The organism is Paenibacillus sp. GCM10027628, assembly GCF_042676385.1.
In the GTDB taxonomy this organism is placed as follows: Bacteria; Bacillota; Bacilli; order Paenibacillales; family NBRC-103111; genus Paenibacillus_E.
On sequence record NZ_JBHTHA010000048.1, the window covers coordinates 18,666 to 34,819 of the forward strand.

Genomic DNA, 16,154 nt, shown 5'->3' on the forward strand with positions numbered 1-16,154 from the left:
TAAACGTTTGTTTAAATTATAAGGGGGCCTCCGCCACCTGTCAATACAAGATACAGCACGTGTAACAAAAGCATCACCTCAGATTGAAGTCTGACGACAAGAAAATATCCTAGTCTATCCTTCCATTTACTAATGACTAGCACATAAAAAACATGGGGCAATCTCTCAGGTCTTTTCAGACCTTTTGAGACAGCCTCATGTTTTTGATACCTATCCAATTTTAAAAGTCTCTTGGATTATCCGTTGCAGCGCTTCAGGTTCAATGGTCTCTTTGATTTTATTCTTGCCGTTTACGATGGTCAACGAATGATCGCTTAACGTTGCGCGCCCTTGATCGGTCACGATCATAATGAGCAGTTTCTTGTTAAATTTGGACTCTTCGCCGTTTTGGGTGAACAAACATACATTTTCAAAATCAGCTAAAACCCTCGCTTGAAGTGAAAATTTATACAACATCGTCCATTCCGTTTCTTTCTTCTCCAAAATCATTTGACCCGCTTCCTCCGGGTACGACCGGACACGATAATAACCGTCCGCATCCTGAATCTCTTCGCCTGTTAAAGGAATCGGTCTGCGCGGAGTTTGCCCGCCAAACCCCACGTCAACCAAATACTTAAGCCCACCCAACTGCACAAGGTTAGTCGCATGAGTACCTTCTTTAAACCAGCTGCCATTCACATTCACGGTAGCCGCCACCATCGAGACCGAAAACCCGAGTTCGCGCAGCAATACATGGAAAAGTCCGTTTAATTCATAACAAACCCCGCCCCTCCGGCGGGTGACAATCTTTTCATAGATCTCGAAAGAATTAAGCGATAATGGGATTTCCTGTAAAATGTCCATGTTTTCAAAAGGAATCTGTGTAACATGCCGATACTGCAATTGCTGCAGATAATCCATGGTAGCTTCACCTTCGTCAGAAATCCCTATTCGCGATAAATAGTTGTTCATGTTCATCATCGGTTCGCCGGACCCTCCTCTCTGGTCTTACAAGTCACCCGCCGAGTTTGCTAACCGGTTCGCAATCTGCTGCAATAAATATATGCAAGCATTATCCTTTTCGGAGGTTACTCCTTACATTTTTGAATGCTGTGTTGAAGATTTGCGAACTCGGAATCAAAATTTGCTTTTGATTCTTTCAGCTTTGGCGCAAGGTGTCGATTGCTTCTGAAGGCTCTGCCCGAAAAAACAACGCCAAAAGGACCCTTTGTCGAATCCCCATCTGCATCTATAACTCCGTGCACTGCTGCGGTTCTATTCACTTTGAGCTAGTTCTTTATCCAATGTGATTATAGCCCCCAATTCATTTTCAAGTACAACGACATGAAAATACCCTGGATTGTGACAAGAAAGTACAAATAAATTAAGAAAAAATTTATTTTTCTGAGCTCCGCTTTCACCGTCGCTGCGGAGGACTTGAATCGGAGGACCGGGACGAGTCCGACCGCCGTAATGCTGACATCGAGCAGCAGCGTGATTCTCAAAGCCGCAAAGAGCTTCGCTTAAACATTTCCGGGTTCACTCCCGTTCAAGCCCTTCCGCATTCGTTCGATGGCTATTGATTAACTGTAAAACCCACTCTTCGTCAAAACGGAGCTTTTCCAACCGATGCCGGAAAAAGATCAGAATATACTGCTGTTCCCCGTCTGGTATCCGTTCATCCTTTTTCACATACTCAATCCGTTCTTCCTCATGGCGGATTTCATACCGCAGGTAATCCTTGTACTGGTGCAAAATTAAAAACCGCAGTTCCCTACTGATCAGATCAAAATTTTTCAGTTTAATATAAAAGTGCAGCTCGTAATCCGCCGAGTATGGAATCGGTTCTTCCATCAACCGAAAAAAGCGCATTCTGCCCTCTTCGGTAATGCTATACATTATTTTCTTTTTTCCTCTTCCCTGGCGAGCGCCCTCCGGTTGTTCATCGTGAACCTGCTCGATCAGCCCGTCTGCAAGCATGCTGTGAATGAGCGGATAAAGCACCCCCCAGCTGATTTTTCGCGTAGGTCCAATAGCCCCGTTCAAGATCTGATGCAACAAATAGCCATGCATCGGGTTGTTCATCAATTCACCGAGTATGAATAATTCGTTCAAGCAAATGGCCTCCCTTATAAGTTTAACTGCTCTTATTATATCGAATAGATATAATAAGTAAACAACAGTATAGCTTACGGTTGCCCGAAAACAGAAAAGTCGCGGTCGTCGCGACTTTTTCCAGTTCTTATCCATTTACGACCGATTCCGGTCTTTCGTTCGACTCCCTGTCACACCGACTGCTGCTGCGCTATCACATCGCGGTGTTTCGGCAGGAGCAGCACGGCGAGCAGGTTCGCAATTGCAATGTCGCACATGAGCAGAAAAATGGCATGCATACCAACAGCCAGCTCCGATTTGGAGCCGAGCGTTGTCACATGCTGGTTGTAAATCGTGCCGAACACCGCGATGCCGACCGTTTGGCCCAGCGCGCGCAATAGCATGCTGGAAGCGTTGGCGACGCCCCGTTTTTCCCAGCCGACAACCGATTGTACGACAACGGTGGAGGGCGTCGCGACGGAGCCCATCCCCAGCCCGATGATGACGAGGATACCAATCCAGTAAACATAGGGCGAGTTCATATGAAGCGAGGCAAGCCAGATGGAGCCGGCCACTACCAGACAAGAGCCGAACACGATCGACGCCTTTACCCCTATCCGGTACATAAGCCTACCGGCAATGTTGGCAGCGAGCGGCCAGGCCAGCGACATCGGCATGACGATCAGGCCCGAGCTTGTCGCGGAAATGCCGAGCACAGACTGAATCCAGATCGGCGCGTAAACCGTCAAACCTGTCGTGATGCTGAACGTCAGAAAACCGCTGATATTTGTCACGTTCAATACGCGGATGCGGAAAATCGACAACGGCATCATCGGCTCCTCTGCCCGTTTTTCGATCCAGAGGAACAACAGCAAAAATACGGCCGATGCCGCAAACAGCCCTACGATCAACGGGGAATCCCACGGATGGTCGGACCCGCCGCTCAGCAGCGCATACAAGAGCGCGGAAAAAGAAACGGAAAAGGTGAGCGCGCCGAGGTAATCGATTTTTTTCGCCCGGCGCTCGATCGGTTGGTGCAAAAATACGGTGACCAGCAGCAAGGCGGCGGCGCCGATCGGCACGTTGATGTAAAAAATCCAGCGCCACGACACCTGATCGACGAAATAACCGCCGATAAGCGGGCCGAGCAAGCCTGCCACGGACCAAACGGACGTGAAGACACCAATCATTTTGCCGCGTTGCTTGCCCGAGAACAAATCGCCGATAATCGTAAAACACACCGGCGCAAGCGCCCCGGCCCCAATTCCTTGCAAGGCCCGGAACCAAATGAGTTCCGCCATCGACTGTGAGGCCCCGCACAAAATAGAACCGAGCACGAACAAACCGATGCCGACCGCGAACACAGCTTTGCGCCCGAACAAATCGGCCAGCTTGCCGAAAATAGGCACCGCCACACAGGTGGTCAACGTGTAAACCGCGAACACCCAACTGAACAGGCTCTCACCATGCAGATCCGCGATAATATGCGGCGTGGCAGTGGCGACGATGGTCACGTCCAACGCACCGATGAACATCGCCGCCAGCAGTCCGGCGACGACCAAGTTGACGTTGGTTTTCGGGGTCATGCGGAATACGCCTCCTTTTATTATCTCTTTTTCTCTACCTGGCTTAACGATTACAAATCAAGTAGAGGGGATTACCGTCAGGATCACTGAAGTTTACGACCTGGGCCGCTTTACCTTCTGTAGAATCAAGGAATTCAACACCGCGGGATTTCAAAGTCTCGATGGCTGACTCTAATTCTTGTACCTCAAATCCAATAGACATACTTCCCGATTTTCCATGTTGAGAGCCATGTTCTCCGGCAAGATGCAGGAGACCAATCGTCAATCCCGGTGCTTCGACCTGCGCAAAATGCCCGTCCATTTCGTGTTGAAGCTTTAATCCAAGGGTCTCGACATAAAATTTTACTGCCTTTTTTAAATCCGTTACCATGACAGTCACATTGCCACTCTTAAACATGCTATATTGCCTCCTTTTTATGTTTGATCGTTTTTATTATATCAAAAAGATATAATATGTAAATATATTTTTTTGATATAAAAAACATTGAATGGTCTGCCCAAGTATTAATGCGACAGTCTTTATACCCTGTCATAATTACGAATCACTTTCACACTTTATAGGGGGTTTCTTGTCATTAGCATGCTTTGTAGGGAAAATCATGTCGCAAGTAAAACGACAAGAAAATCCCTACAACCACAAAAAAGCCTTGATTTAACAAGGTTTAGTTGTAGGTACTTTCATGTCGTTAGACTACCTTGGGCCGCTGCGCATGACGAATCTCATACGCTATGCCAAAAGTCATGCTCGTTTCGCTCTAATGGAGTGACGGACCGCATAGACGGCCGCCTGCGTTCGGTCGCGGAGCCCAAGCTTCGCGATCAGATTTGAGACGTAATTTTTCACCGTGCCTTCCGTGATCGTCAGCGCCACGGCAATTTCCTTGCTGTTGAGGCCTTGCCCCAGCTTGCATAACTCATGAACTCCGGGGGTTACGTTATAGATTTTGCTCTTCTCAATCTTGTGTCGCCGGACAATAAAAGCCTTCTCCGCCGATTGTGCATCGTGGATTAATTAATTGTACTGCGGTACCCTTTCGCAGCAGCGGAATATGATGTAGGCAAAGCATGGTTTTTCGAGGGGGAAGCAGTATGGAGGAAGCGGCGGCGGCCAATCACGGTGGAATGGAAATAGGGATCTACACGTTAGCTGACTTAAGGACGGACCCCCTAACCGGGGTGCAAATTAGCACCAAGCAGCGGCTGGAGGAGATTATGCAGGCGGCCAAAATGGCGGACGAGGCGGGGCTGGACGTTTTTGGTGTTGGGGAGCATCACCGTCTGGACTATGCGGTGTCGTCGCCGCAGATGGTGTTGTCGGCCATATCGCAGATTACCTCGCGCATTAGGCTGACCAGCGCTACGACAGTTTTAAACACGGTCGATCCGGTCCGGTTATTCGAGGATTTTGCCACCCTTGATCTTCTATCGCATGGACGTGCTGAGATTATGGCGGGGCGGGGGGCAACGCTGGAGTCGTTCTATCTGTTCGGCTATGATCTGGAATATTACGATGAGCTGTTTGCTGAGCACCTGAATTTGTTCTTTCAGCTGAATGCTGATGGGCGGGTTACCTGGGAAGGCCGGTTTCGTTCGGCCTTGCTGGAAGCGGAGGTATCTCCTCGGCCTGTTCAAAACAACATTCCCCTGTGGATCGGCGTACAGGAGAGCTTGGATAGTGCGGCGCGGGCGGGCAGGGTCGGCGCCGGACTCACGCTAGTTATATTAGACGGCAATCCGATCGATTATAAGCCGCTCGTGGATGTGTATCGCCGGGCCGCCAGTCAAGCTGGTGTGGCTGCCGAAGCAATGCGGGTCGGAGTGACGGGGCATGTGTATATGGCCGAAACCTCGCAAAAGGCCAGGGACGAGTTCCATCCATACCACTCCAACTATTGGGACAACGGCTTGTCGAGAGCGGACTTTGATCCACTATGTGGAGAGGACACGGCGCTCTTAGTCGGTAGCCCGCAGCAGGTTATCGAGAAAATTTTGCGGCAATACGAGCTGTTTGGCCATCGGCGTTTCATGGCTCAAATGGATATCGGCGGCCTGCCGTTTGCCAAAGTAGCCAAAAACATCGAGAGATTAGCTGCGGATGTGGCCCCGGTCGTGCGGAGGGAAACCGCCAAGCGATCTCGACTTACCTGATTTCGCCAATTGGTGATAGGCTGATATTTTCGCTTAGCGTACGTTTTACGTTTTGTTGGCGGTACCACCCCCAGAAATATCCATCCACTTTGCAGGTAGTGTCAGATTCGCTGGCACTACCCTATATTTGTAACCAGTTTGAAATCTGGTTTTCATCTGGCATTAATGAATCAAGCCTATAATAGAACTCAACCCCCTTTTAACATATAAAAATTAGGACCCACATCCCGTTGATGTGGGTCTCTTTCTGCTTCTTTCCCCAAACATCATTAAAATCATTTATAAGACTTTTACATCTTCACAAAATGCAGGGTTTTATACATATGCCAAGGTCGTAATACATTAAAATTTGACCCTTACTCGGAAGTCACGTGTTCTTCGACGACATAAGATCTAGTTCGCGAACGATCAAGAAAATTGAGCTCGTCCTCTGCAACTCCAGAGTTTGGAGCATACATCTTAGCTACCCACATCTGGTGGCTTTAGCTAAGGCAGCTGGCGGCTCTTATCCATCTCGATCAGCCGAAGCGTTAATTAGTGATGGATTTAAGACAAAAACGAAGATTCTTAAGGTATTCCAGGAGTAACTGCTTTCAAGTGCTGAGGCTTTTCATGGGGTTCTGGCGAAGATTTGGTTTAGTGATGCCTTTTTCAAAAGAATTGCTTATTATCGAGGGACCTGCCCAATTCTAAAATGTTTCGATACAAACTATAACAAAAATCACAGCGCCCAACACAAAACTTAGTTACCATAAAGCCATCGTCTACAAAATAAAGAAGGGAAGTGCTTACCTATGAAAAAAGAGCACATGATTCACTTTAAAGTCATTCATAAAGACAGCATAAAACTTTTAAGGGGGATTATTTTTTTAGAGGAAAATCAAAGAGCAACGTTATATGATATTGAACAATGTCTAAAAGACTGCGGTCACGATGTGCATATAGAGAATAAAGAACAGGTCATTTTTAAAGCATACGATTCGGGTGAGGAATATACGATTCAGGTTCTGGAAGAACATGAAGATTTGATAAGAGATTTAAATGTCGAGAATCTGGCAAAAAACTTTATGAAAAATGATCAGTAGGTCATTGCGATAATCACCTGTGAGAAAGATCACTTTCATGCTCTAAAAGATTTGATAATCTATGTATGTATTTATAAATGAATACAACGGAGGGATTATTCGATGTTTTGTTATCAATGTGAGCAAACTCCAACAGGAGGATGCAAGGTAATCGGCGTCTGTGGAAAAGATGAGAATATTGCCAGTCTTCAAGACACCATGATATTCGCGTTAAAAGGTATTGCCGCTTATGCTACGCATGCCCGACAACTAGGATATAGCGACCCTGAAGTTGATCGAATCACTCATGAAGCTTTATATATGACTTTGACAAATTCTAATTTCAACCTCCAAGAACATATAGACATGGCCATGAAAGTCGGCTCTGCTGCCGTTAGGATCATGGATGTACTCGATCAAGCTCATACTACACATTTCGGAATCCCGCAGCCTGTCACTATATCTCAGAACAAAATCGAAGGTCATGCCATAGTAGTAACAGGACATAACCTCTATGCTTTGGAGGAATTGCTTAAGCAAACCGAGGGCAAAGACATCAACATCTACACGCATTCCGAAATGCTTCCAGCCCACGGGTATCCTAAACTAAAACAATATTCTCACCTGAAAGGGAATATAGGTAAAGCTTGGTACGACCAGCGGCGTATTTTCAAAAAATTCCCAGGAGCCATATTGGCTACGACAAACTGTGTGATGCCAATTAAAGGCTCATACGCCGACCGCTTCTTCTCTTACGATATTGCCGGTCTCGAAGGTGTTACCAAAATCGTAGGCGATGATTTTACCCCACTAATCGATAAAGCTTTATCACTGCCCGCTGTTATCGTCGAATCTGAACAGGTTCTTACGACCGGTTACCATCATGAAACGGTGATCGGGCTCGCACCAGAAATCATACAAGCCGTAAAAGATGGTAAAATCAAGCGTTTCTTCGTCATTGCCGGCTGCGATGCACCTGGGACTGGCGGCGACTATTATCGCGAGCTCGCTACTTCCCTGCCTAATGATACCGTCATTCTTACGACCTCTTGCGGTAAATTCCGCTTCAACGATGTGGACTACGGCACAGTCGCAGATACTGGCATACCTCGTTATATCGATCTTGGGCAATGCAATAATTCCGGTTCGACTGTCAAAATCGCCCTGGCTCTAGCTGATGCATTTGGCTGCAGCGTAAACGATTTACCGGTCAGCATCGTCCTCTCCTGGTTTGAACAAAAGGCTGTCGCCATTCTTCTCGGTTTGTTTAGTCTCGGAATTAAAGATATTCGCATCGGGCCTAAACCTCCGGAGTTCATTAATCCCGGCGTGATGAACGTGCTTATGGAAACGTTCGGGCTTAAATTGATTGGGGATGCTCAAACGGACATGGCAGCCATGCTTTCGCTTTCTTAATAAAAGATGAAGTGGGCGTATAACCTCATTGGTTATGCGTCCATTTTTAACATTTGCGTCCACTCCCCTAAAATTACTATACCCTATTTATTGATTCTTAGATAAAGAACAAAATAGTCAAGAAGAGTCGCTTTATCAGGGAGGGTTAAATATGAAATGTAATGTTGGAAAAACGGAGCAAGTAATAAGAATTACCATGGGCTCTGCTATTATCCTTGCTGGACTGTACTACAAAAAATGGTGGGGGTTAATTGGAATAGCACCAATTATTACGGGCACTACTCGTTATTGTCCATTAAATGAAGTATTGAAAATATCAAATTGTGAAACTTGATAATTTTTACAAAGCAAAAGAAGAAAGCCCGGAAAATGAGCTTTCTTCATTACATATTCTAAGCACAAAAAGTCCACACTAATAACATTCTTGATGAAAGAAGGCGTAAGAAATGAAAATGCTTGGGAAGTTTTTTGTGAAGATGTTGCTAAATGGAATTTTTATAGTTCCGCTATTGTTGTATTTTACACAAGCAACACTAACGGAGGCGCTCTTAAGTTCTTATGCTTTTTCTATTCTCTCTTACTTTGCAATTGATCAATTTTTATTAAGATTAACCGGCAACTGGATCGCCACGCTAGCAGATGTTTTTCTGATCTATGCTTTCCTTTGGATCGTTGAAAACTTCCTCTTAAACTGGTCCTTAACCTATATGAATATGATGATAATCGCAGTGGCCTTCGGCGTTATAGAGTTCTTTATGCATAGTTATTTTCAGCGGGACCCTGGCAGGATCGGCCGAACTTCATTTGACGAAAACTAACAGGAGGCGATATGCTTCCTTCTCTTATTATTCTTCCCCTTCTTTATTTACAAAGAAGTACGCAGGACCTTTCAAGCGATCTAAAATAATTGCGCGTACTTCTTTTGAAGATATCACTTCCTCAAGAGTCCTTTGCATACAGTCCAACCAGGCTTCCGCACGATTTTTAGTAATCGGGAATGGAGAATGTCGGGCTCTCATCATTGGATTACCGTGTTGATCCGTATATAAAGGAGGTCCTCCGAAAAATTGCGTCAAAAACAGGTACTGTTTTTCGATCAGAGGTTCTACATCCTCTGGAAAAATAGGCGCAAGCATAGGATGAGCTAAAACTTTAGGGTAAAACGCATCTACGATTTTTCGTATTGTCGCTTCTCCTCCAATATATTCGTATAGTTCCATGAAGTGATCTCCCCGCTAAATTTACCTTTACTACACTTATGAATGCTTTTATTTAACAATAAGGACGGGTACTTCAGCGTGCTGCGCGACATAATGACTAACACTGCCTAAAATGAATTCCTTCAATCCGCTTAACCCTCTGCTACCCATGACGATCAAATCGCAATGGTGTTCTTTTGCAAATCTTAAAATCTCATCCTGAGGAGTTCCCTTAATCAGGGACACGGCGTGCGGATTCGTTACATGCTTCAAACTTTTCTCGACTTTATCTACAACTTCATAACCGTACTGTAATTCCGAATCCAGAATGTTCTCATCAATTGTGACGTAAACGCTCCCTACTATAACTTTCGGCTTTACTACGACAATAACATTTATACGAATTCGGCTGTCCGTCTTTGCAGCCATCACTGCTTTCCCTAACGCTATTTCAGACAATTCAGATCCGTCAAATGCCACTAAAATGTTCGAGCAAAACATAACCTGCACCTGCTCTCGTATTGGATTTATCTTCATTATAAATCCGATCTTTACAGGCGGATGTGATAAAGATCACTACTTCGGAATGATTAAGGTCACTGATGTTCCTTTGCCAATGTCCGAACAAATGTCGAATTGCCCTCCGATACTTTTGGCTCTTTCCTCCATACTGAACAGGCCGACTCCTTTAGTGACGCCACCCCGGGCAAATCCCTTTCCCCGATCTTCGATTCGCACTTCAACATATGTTTCTTTATCATGAACGAACACATTTGCTTCAGATACATCGGCATACTTGGCAATATTGGTAAGAGCCTCCTGGATGACACGGTATATCGTTGTTTCCTTAAGCGCCCCCAATCGCTTCCGCAAATTGCTGTCAAGTATAACACGTATGCCGTAATGCTCCATGTAATTTTCTATATAAGTACGAATGGCAGGCACTACACCCAGATCATCTAAAACTGAAGGACGGATTTCCCAAGCCAAATTGCGAACTTCCTCAATGATTCCGGAGACGACTTGCCGAAGAAGAGGTATTTCGGAATTTTCACTTTCACCGATCAGTCTATCCATCTGGATCAATAGAGAGAAAAGACTCTGCCCGATGCCGTCATGCAACTCACGTGAAAATTTTCTTCGTTCTTCCTCTTGAATTTGCATGACCTGTGACATCATAAGCTGCAGTTCTTCTTCGACTCGCTTTAATTGCGTGACTTCATTACGAATCGCAAGATATTGGTAGGGGTGCCCTTGTTCATCCACAAATGGCACAATCGTCGTATCCACCCAGTAGAATGTGCCGTCTTTAGCCTTGTTTTTGATCTCTCCGCGCCATACCTTACCGGAAGAGATCGTTTGCCATAATTGGGTCATGAATTCCTTCCGATGGTAACCCGAGTTAATAATTCGATGGTCTTGGCCGAGAAGCTCGGCACGTGAGTATTGGGAGATCTTACAAAACTTATCGTTCACATACTGTATTTTTCCTTTTTGATCGGTAACCGCCACTATGGAGGATTCATCCAGTGCAAACTTGACATCTGAAAGCTGTTTAAGAGACTGTTTCAGATGATCTTGAAACAAAGAGTCTATGATATGACCGTCAATTTGCGCGATAAGCTCGGATACATTTTCACCAATCACTTCCGGATACTCCCTGCTATCCTTACTCAAAGTTCAACAATCCTTTCTTGACGGCAAATTTCACTAACTCCGGCCTCGTTTTTAGCCCTAGCTTCTCCATCGCATTGCTTTTGTGTGATTCTACCGTTTTTACACTGATAATCAATTGCTCGGCTATCTCTTTATTGGAGAATCCTTTGGCAATCAAGGCTAATACTTCCTTTTCCCGTTCGGAGAGCGATTCGTACGTACCCGTGTTTTCTCCATGCTTCAAACGTTCGATATACTCACTCATGAGTCGTTTCGTCGCGGTTGGATATAGATATGCATTTCCTGCTGCAACGGAGCGTATCGCCAGCAAAAGCTCCTCATGCGGTGCGCTTTTCAAGATATACCCTGAAGCGCCGGCATGAATAGCTCTGAACAAGTATTCGTCGTCGTCATGCATGGTGAGGACCAGGATGGCCAAATCAGGCATCAAACGCTTCAATTCTGTTGTCGCTGTAAGTCCATCCATCCCGGGAGGCATATTTAAGTCCATTAATACGACGTCCGGTTTAAGCAATTGAGCGGCTTGAATGCCCTCTTCTCCATCTGCAGCCTCTCCGATAACTTCCATGTTATGCTTACCATTCAGCAGGCTCATCAAACCTGACCTGACTACTGCATGATCATCAACCACCACAATTTTAAGCATATCCATCCTCCAAATAGCGGGTTAGTAATAAAAAATGAATTCCGATAATGGAACTCATTTCGATATTTCCCCTGTATTCACCTTCAAATACCAAGTCAGTGTTTGAAGGTTTTCTTGAACGGCTAAGATTTCCTCCTGCACATATCTCGGATGCTTTCTCTTTCCAATGAATAGTAACCCATTAATGAAGGAAAGTGGATTATTGGAATCTGTAAGGATCGGAAATACAGCCGCGGTCTGCAACTGTTCAGCTAGCATGACGGGACAATGAAGTCGTACTTGATCGGCATCAGGATGCGTGTCATCCAGTTTCACCCATCTGCCAAGACGCAAGGCGGAACCTGCTAATCCCTGGCCAGATTTAATGATCATTTGCTTGTAGCGTTCATTTCTGCTGCCCAATGCATATTTCCAGCGTATGCGTTGATCGCTATCGTTTAATGGCGCCAGTGCGATAAAATCACTTGACGTCAGGCTTCGCAAATTCGCCAATTCAACTATGATGTTTGCATCACCATCAGACATACCGGGCCACCTCCAATTCCTTTTTTGCTCCAGAGTAAGTCTTTCTCCTTAACATTGTAGACGTTTTAAGTCTTCTTGTAAGTCAGGGAAAACCCTGATTTCGGCATCAGGGAATTACGCCGAACCTGTGATTTTTCTCACACCAAAATAGGGAGTTTTCCCTTCAAAGATCAGTAGAACTCCCGATAAACAAAACCATTTGAACCCGTTAAGATAAAGGTAACAAAGAAACGTTGAGGAGTTGGCACATATGGCCGTTAACTGCCCATGGAAAGAAGATAACAAAGGCATCACAAAGTTTTTCTCCGAGGAGAATTTTCATAAATTACAAAGCATTATGTATATGAAGCATGCGGAGAAGGGGGATTATCTGTTTTGGGAAGGTGATGCGGCGGATAAATTGTATTATGTAATGAAAGGCGGGGTCCGCATAACCAAGCTCTCGGAAACGGGTAAAAGCTTTATTCTATATTTGCACCAGGCCGGTGATTTGTTCGGACAGATGGATCCGTTTCAGAACTCTGTACAAAGCTTCAGTGCGGAAGTCACAGCAGATTGTGAGATTGGCGTGATTCAGCGAAAAGACCTCGAGGTCCTACTTTGGCAGCACGGGGATTTGGCCATTGAATTTATGAAATGGATGGGACTCATGCATCGCATGACGGAAACGAAATTTCGCGATTTGATGATGTACGGAAAGCCAGGCGCACTCTGTTCGTTACTGATAAGACTCAGTAATTCATACGGCGTTCCAAAAGGCGAGCACACGATGATCAACTATAAGATCAATAATACGGAAATGGCGGATATGATTGGAGCTACACGGGAAAGCGTCAATCGGATGTTGAGCGATATGAAAAAGGAAGATGCCGTTGAGATTCAAAATGGCCAAATCGTGATTAAGGATTTAACTTATCTTCGCGATATCTGCCACTGTGAAAACTGCCCGAAAGAAATTTGCCGCATGTAGCATCCCCTTGTTCGCCGGAAACCGCGCTTGAGAATAGCGAAGGGTACCGGCGTTTTCATGTTTAATTACCATCTACTTGGAAAAAGCGCCATCTCCGGAGAGATGAGCGCTTCGATCATGATTGAAAAGCGACTTTATAAACCAATTGTGCGGTCGGGTCCCACGATTGAAGTACAGTACCCTGCCCGGTTTTAATAAAATGCGTATGCGTTTCGTCTAATAACGGAATTGCTAAAAACTGAGCGGCATTTAAATACAATTGCAAATACTTTTGATCGTCCGTAAGGCGCGCCTTTTCAAGGATCATCGATTTGGGAGGCGCTATTGGGTCCAAGCCAGCCTGATCCTCAATGTGCACCTCAATCTGAGTGCCATACCAACGGGAGCATTCATTCACCCAATCCATACGTTAACCTCACTTCTTTAGTCGGCAACAGCCGGCATCTGCTTTGGGCGATACTTTCACTTGATATCCTTGCAGGTGCTCCCAACATTCTGAATCAGGAATGGAGACTGGCAGCATATTCTCCTCGATATAAAGAATAACTTCGTCTTCGCTTGCCCATGCGGCAAGCCCTTTCACTTCTGCAACTGCAATATCCAGCCCCGACTCCTCACGCTCATCGATATACCAGGTTCCCTTCCCGGCAAACAGACGATACAGTTCTTTATCAATGGCTGTAAGGAATAGCGATTCCGTATGTTCACGGATAAAGCACAAATTCAATGCATACTCACTAGGCAATGGCTCCACCTTCCTCCAGCTTCCAACCCGGGTGCTGTGTAATGTCACTGAACATGCCGGAATAGTACACAACCTCTCCCGCATCGTTTTTCACAGCGCTTATCATTAGCCACTCTAAGTAGACGTCTCCGTTCTTTTTACGATTCCAATTCTTGCCTTGCCAATAGCCTTGGCTGCGAATGGAGTCCCACAATGAAAGATAGAATTCACGGTCCAACCGTATTTTCGATGATTTTCGAAGAAAGACCGAGTTTTTCCTGATAAAACATCCATACAATAAGAATCAGACTGGCCAATGCTACCTCTGATAGTGCCATGAACCCAATGGCGTAGTGACCTGTTAATTTAAAGAGGAAAGTAAGCATGAGAGGAGGGAAAAATCCGCCCAAACCGCCCATCGCAGAAATAATCCCGTTGGCAATACCTGCTTGTTTGGTGAAATACATAGGCACCAGCTTGAAAATGGTTCCGTTACCTGTCCCTGCACAAAATGCGATCGTTAAACAGCCTGCAGTATACCACGTCATGGACGGTGCGAACGAGAGCAGCACACCCGCTGCAGTTAGACCTGCGAAGACGAACATTAGAATTTTAAATGGATTAAATTTATCCCCCAGATAACCCCCGATAGGTCTCATCGCCGTTGCCAGAACGATAAACCCTCCGGTACGCATACCGGCATCTACTTTGGACAAATGAAAACTGGTTACTAAGAAGTTAGGTAAATATACGGTGAATGCGACGAAGGAGCCGAACGTAATGAAGTAGAACAAACATAGAAACCAAAGCTTAGAATTCCCTGAAACGCCTTTGATTTGCTCGATTAAAGCTGTTTTCACCGGAGGTTCTTTGCGATCACCGGCGAAGAAATTACATGCAGCCATAACGATGAGCAGAATGCTGTAGGCCAATACTGTTTTGGACCAGCCTATTTGGTTGGCCATGACCGGTGCTCCAAAAGTAGATAGAGCCGTTCCTAAATTTCCGATTCCATAGATGCCGTTTACAAAGCCATGACGTTCTTTCGGGTAATATTTCGGCAAGGAAGTAACACCAACGGAAAACACGGCTCCGCCAATGCCTAGAAAGAACCCGCCTATAATTAAATCCAAAAAGGAGCTGGCTTGGCTAACCCAGTATACGGGAGCAAGCAAGAGGATGAAGCTTATCGCGAACAATTTTCTTGCCCCGTAACGATTCGTCCAATAACCGACAGGCACACGCATGACCGATCCGAACAAGACGGGAATTGCGGTTACCCATGTCAGCTGGGATGGCGTCAGTTTAATGGTTTCTTTAATAAATGGCATCAGTGAGGATAGAATGACCCAGACCATAAATCCAAGGACAAGGCTAACCGTTTGTAACGGTAATTGTAATTTTTTTATACTCATATGACGTCACGCTCCCGACGATAGATCCAAATTGCAGTTGGAAACAATAAAATGTTAAGTATGGCATAAAGAATGACGGAACGGTACTGCTCAAAAAAGAAGGCATTAACGGCTTTTTGTGTACAAAGTATGTTCAAAAACAATACGACACATAGTAAAATGACGCCCACAAAACTACGTTTCATAACGCTTCACTCCTGTCGCATAAATAGCGCCTTGCTCCTGTTTCAGCAGCACCTCTGGTAGAGGTCTCTTAGGAGGACCTGCTGTCGGCGACCCGGTTCTGGCATCGAAGATTCCGTGATGGCAAGGACATATCATCTCATCCTTCTCTTTACTCCAAAACACAGGGCATTTCAAATGCGTACAAGCATTCTGATAAGCTTTATACTCGTTTTCACCAAGGCGAATCAACAGAGCAGAATCATGCTCCCCCGGATAAGCAAATTCAACGGCATCTCCGACTCTCAGAGAAGAGATGTCTGTAATTTTCAGCTCCGGATACGCTTTTTTTTGTAATCCCGTCAATTCCTTCGCCGCAAGAGCTCCCCAAGGAAGCGTTGAAACCGCGAACACTCCGGCAGCACCGACCAGCGTCTTCATAAAGCCGCGGCGGTCCAATTTTCTTTCATTATTTTTATGAATATTATGCGTATAGTTATCTTCATGAAATGGACTATGATTGTTGTCTCGGGCTTTGTCTTGTTCCAC

General features: G+C 45.4%; 21 protein-coding genes and 1 pseudogene. 6 read left to right on the top strand and 16 right to left on the bottom strand.

Going from position 1 to position 16,154, the window contains the following annotated elements; genetic code table 11:
• Nucleotides 1–210: 210 nt before the first annotated feature.
• The 5 genes and pseudogenes from ACFQZT_RS29230 to ACFQZT_RS29250 all read right to left on the bottom strand — a co-directional run.
• Nucleotides 211–960: an arylamine N-acetyltransferase family protein gene (locus tag ACFQZT_RS29230; RefSeq protein ID WP_379305931.1), complete on the bottom strand. Its 750-nt coding sequence runs from the start codon at nt 958–960 to the stop codon at nt 211–213.
• Nucleotides 961–1,518: 558 nt separating this feature from the next.
• On the bottom strand, nt 1,519–2,094 hold the full coding sequence (locus ACFQZT_RS29235; protein WP_379305933.1) for a PadR family transcriptional regulator: 576 nt from the start codon (nt 2,092–2,094) through the stop codon (nt 1,519–1,521).
• 170 nt (nt 2,095–2,264) lie between these two features.
• Nucleotides 2,265–3,659, bottom strand: coding sequence for an MDR family MFS transporter (locus ACFQZT_RS29240; RefSeq protein WP_379305935.1), 1,395 nt, complete (start codon nt 3,657–3,659; stop codon nt 2,265–2,267).
• 43 nt (nt 3,660–3,702) lie between these two features.
• Nucleotides 3,703–4,056 (bottom strand): VOC family protein, encoded by a 354-nt coding sequence (locus ACFQZT_RS29245; protein WP_379305936.1) that lies wholly within the window; start codon nt 4,054–4,056, stop codon nt 3,703–3,705.
• Nucleotides 4,057–4,398: 342 nt separating this feature from the next.
• Nucleotides 4,399–4,572, bottom strand: a pseudogene (locus ACFQZT_RS29250) (response regulator transcription factor); the annotation flags it as partial.
• 152 nt (nt 4,573–4,724) lie between these two features.
• On the opposite strand from ACFQZT_RS29250, the gene ACFQZT_RS29255 reads away from it, so the two are divergent.
• The 5 genes from ACFQZT_RS29255 (at nt 4,725) to ACFQZT_RS29275 (ending at nt 9,105) form a co-directional block, all read left to right on the top strand.
• A complete protein-coding gene (locus ACFQZT_RS29255; RefSeq protein ID WP_379305938.1) occupies nt 4,725–5,807 on the top strand; it encodes an LLM class flavin-dependent oxidoreductase in 1,083 nt (360 codons plus the stop codon).
• Nucleotides 5,808–6,601: 794 nt separating this feature from the next.
• Nucleotides 6,602–6,892 carry a hypothetical protein gene (locus ACFQZT_RS29260; protein ID WP_379305940.1) on the top strand — a complete coding sequence of 97 codons (291 nt, stop codon included), beginning with the start codon at nt 6,602–6,604 and terminating at the stop codon, nt 6,890–6,892.
• Between the two features lie 102 nt (nt 6,893–6,994).
• Nucleotides 6,995–8,287 (top strand): hydroxylamine reductase, encoded by a 1,293-nt coding sequence (hcp, locus tag ACFQZT_RS29265; RefSeq protein WP_379305942.1) that lies wholly within the window; start codon nt 6,995–6,997, stop codon nt 8,285–8,287.
• A 151-nt stretch (nt 8,288–8,438) separates the two neighbouring features.
• Nucleotides 8,439–8,621 carry a YgaP family membrane protein gene (locus tag ACFQZT_RS29270; RefSeq protein ID WP_379305944.1) on the top strand — a complete coding sequence of 61 codons (183 nt, stop codon included), beginning with the start codon at nt 8,439–8,441 and terminating at the stop codon, nt 8,619–8,621.
• Between the two features lie 112 nt (nt 8,622–8,733).
• A complete protein-coding gene (locus ACFQZT_RS29275) occupies nt 8,734–9,105 on the top strand; it encodes a DUF2512 family protein (protein ID WP_379305946.1) in 372 nt (123 codons plus the stop codon).
• Between the two features lie 27 nt (nt 9,106–9,132).
• Here ACFQZT_RS29275 and ACFQZT_RS29280 read toward each other — a convergent pair whose 3' ends face one another.
• From ACFQZT_RS29280 to ACFQZT_RS29300, 5 genes are all read right to left on the bottom strand, one after another.
• Nucleotides 9,133–9,507, bottom strand: a complete 375-nt coding sequence (locus ACFQZT_RS29280; RefSeq protein ID WP_379305948.1) for a globin domain-containing protein — start codon at nt 9,505–9,507, stop codon at nt 9,133–9,135.
• 48 nt (nt 9,508–9,555) lie between these two features.
• Nucleotides 9,556–9,987 (bottom strand): universal stress protein, encoded by a 432-nt coding sequence (locus ACFQZT_RS29285; RefSeq protein ID WP_379305950.1) that lies wholly within the window; start codon nt 9,985–9,987, stop codon nt 9,556–9,558.
• 75 nt (nt 9,988–10,062) lie between these two features.
• Complete coding sequence (locus ACFQZT_RS29290) at nt 10,063–11,163, bottom strand: PAS domain-containing sensor histidine kinase (protein ID WP_379305952.1); 1,101 nt, start codon at nt 11,161–11,163, stop codon at nt 10,063–10,065.
• Nucleotides 11,156–11,809: a response regulator transcription factor gene (locus ACFQZT_RS29295; RefSeq protein ID WP_379305954.1), complete on the bottom strand. Its 654-nt coding sequence runs from the start codon at nt 11,807–11,809 to the stop codon at nt 11,156–11,158. Before ACFQZT_RS29295 ends, ACFQZT_RS29290 begins: the two co-directional genes overlap by 8 nt.
• Before the next feature lie 54 nt (nt 11,810–11,863).
• Nucleotides 11,864–12,334: a hypothetical protein gene (locus ACFQZT_RS29300; RefSeq protein ID WP_379305956.1), complete on the bottom strand. Its 471-nt coding sequence runs from the start codon at nt 12,332–12,334 to the stop codon at nt 11,864–11,866.
• Nucleotides 12,335–12,584: 250 nt separating this feature from the next.
• Here ACFQZT_RS29300 and ACFQZT_RS29305 point away from each other — a divergent pair, with 250 nt between their 5' ends.
• On the top strand, nt 12,585–13,304 hold the full coding sequence (locus ACFQZT_RS29305) for a Crp/Fnr family transcriptional regulator (RefSeq protein ID WP_379305958.1): 720 nt from the start codon (nt 12,585–12,587) through the stop codon (nt 13,302–13,304).
• A 115-nt stretch (nt 13,305–13,419) separates the two neighbouring features.
• Here the strand turns inward: ACFQZT_RS29305 and ACFQZT_RS29310 are convergent, their stop codons facing one another.
• Genes ACFQZT_RS29310 through ACFQZT_RS29335 form a run of 6 tightly spaced genes read right to left on the bottom strand, consistent with a single transcriptional unit; the run spans nt 13,420 to nt 16,154 of the window.
• Nucleotides 13,420–13,710, bottom strand: coding sequence for a hypothetical protein (locus tag ACFQZT_RS29310; protein WP_379305960.1), 291 nt, complete (start codon nt 13,708–13,710; stop codon nt 13,420–13,422).
• A gap of 9 nt (nt 13,711–13,719) precedes the next feature.
• Nucleotides 13,720–14,049 carry a hypothetical protein gene (locus ACFQZT_RS29315; RefSeq protein ID WP_379305962.1) on the bottom strand — a complete coding sequence of 110 codons (330 nt, stop codon included), beginning with the start codon at nt 14,047–14,049 and terminating at the stop codon, nt 13,720–13,722.
• Nucleotides 14,042–14,266 carry a hypothetical protein gene (locus tag ACFQZT_RS29320; RefSeq protein ID WP_379305964.1) on the bottom strand — a complete coding sequence of 75 codons (225 nt, stop codon included), beginning with the start codon at nt 14,264–14,266 and terminating at the stop codon, nt 14,042–14,044. The genes ACFQZT_RS29315 and ACFQZT_RS29320 overlap by 8 nt, the downstream gene beginning before the upstream one ends.
• The gene (locus tag ACFQZT_RS29325; protein ID WP_379305966.1) at nt 14,256–15,443 is read right to left on the bottom strand and encodes an MFS transporter; all 1,188 of its coding nucleotides are present in this window, start codon (nt 15,441–15,443) and stop codon (nt 14,256–14,258) included. The genes ACFQZT_RS29320 and ACFQZT_RS29325 overlap by 11 nt, the downstream gene beginning before the upstream one ends.
• Nucleotides 15,440–15,628, bottom strand: coding sequence for a hypothetical protein (locus ACFQZT_RS29330; RefSeq protein WP_379305968.1), 189 nt, complete (start codon nt 15,626–15,628; stop codon nt 15,440–15,442). Before ACFQZT_RS29330 ends, ACFQZT_RS29325 begins: the two co-directional genes overlap by 4 nt.
• On the bottom strand, nt 15,618–16,154 hold the full coding sequence (locus tag ACFQZT_RS29335) for a Rieske 2Fe-2S domain-containing protein (RefSeq protein WP_379305970.1): 537 nt from the start codon (nt 16,152–16,154) through the stop codon (nt 15,618–15,620). The genes ACFQZT_RS29330 and ACFQZT_RS29335 overlap by 11 nt, the downstream gene beginning before the upstream one ends.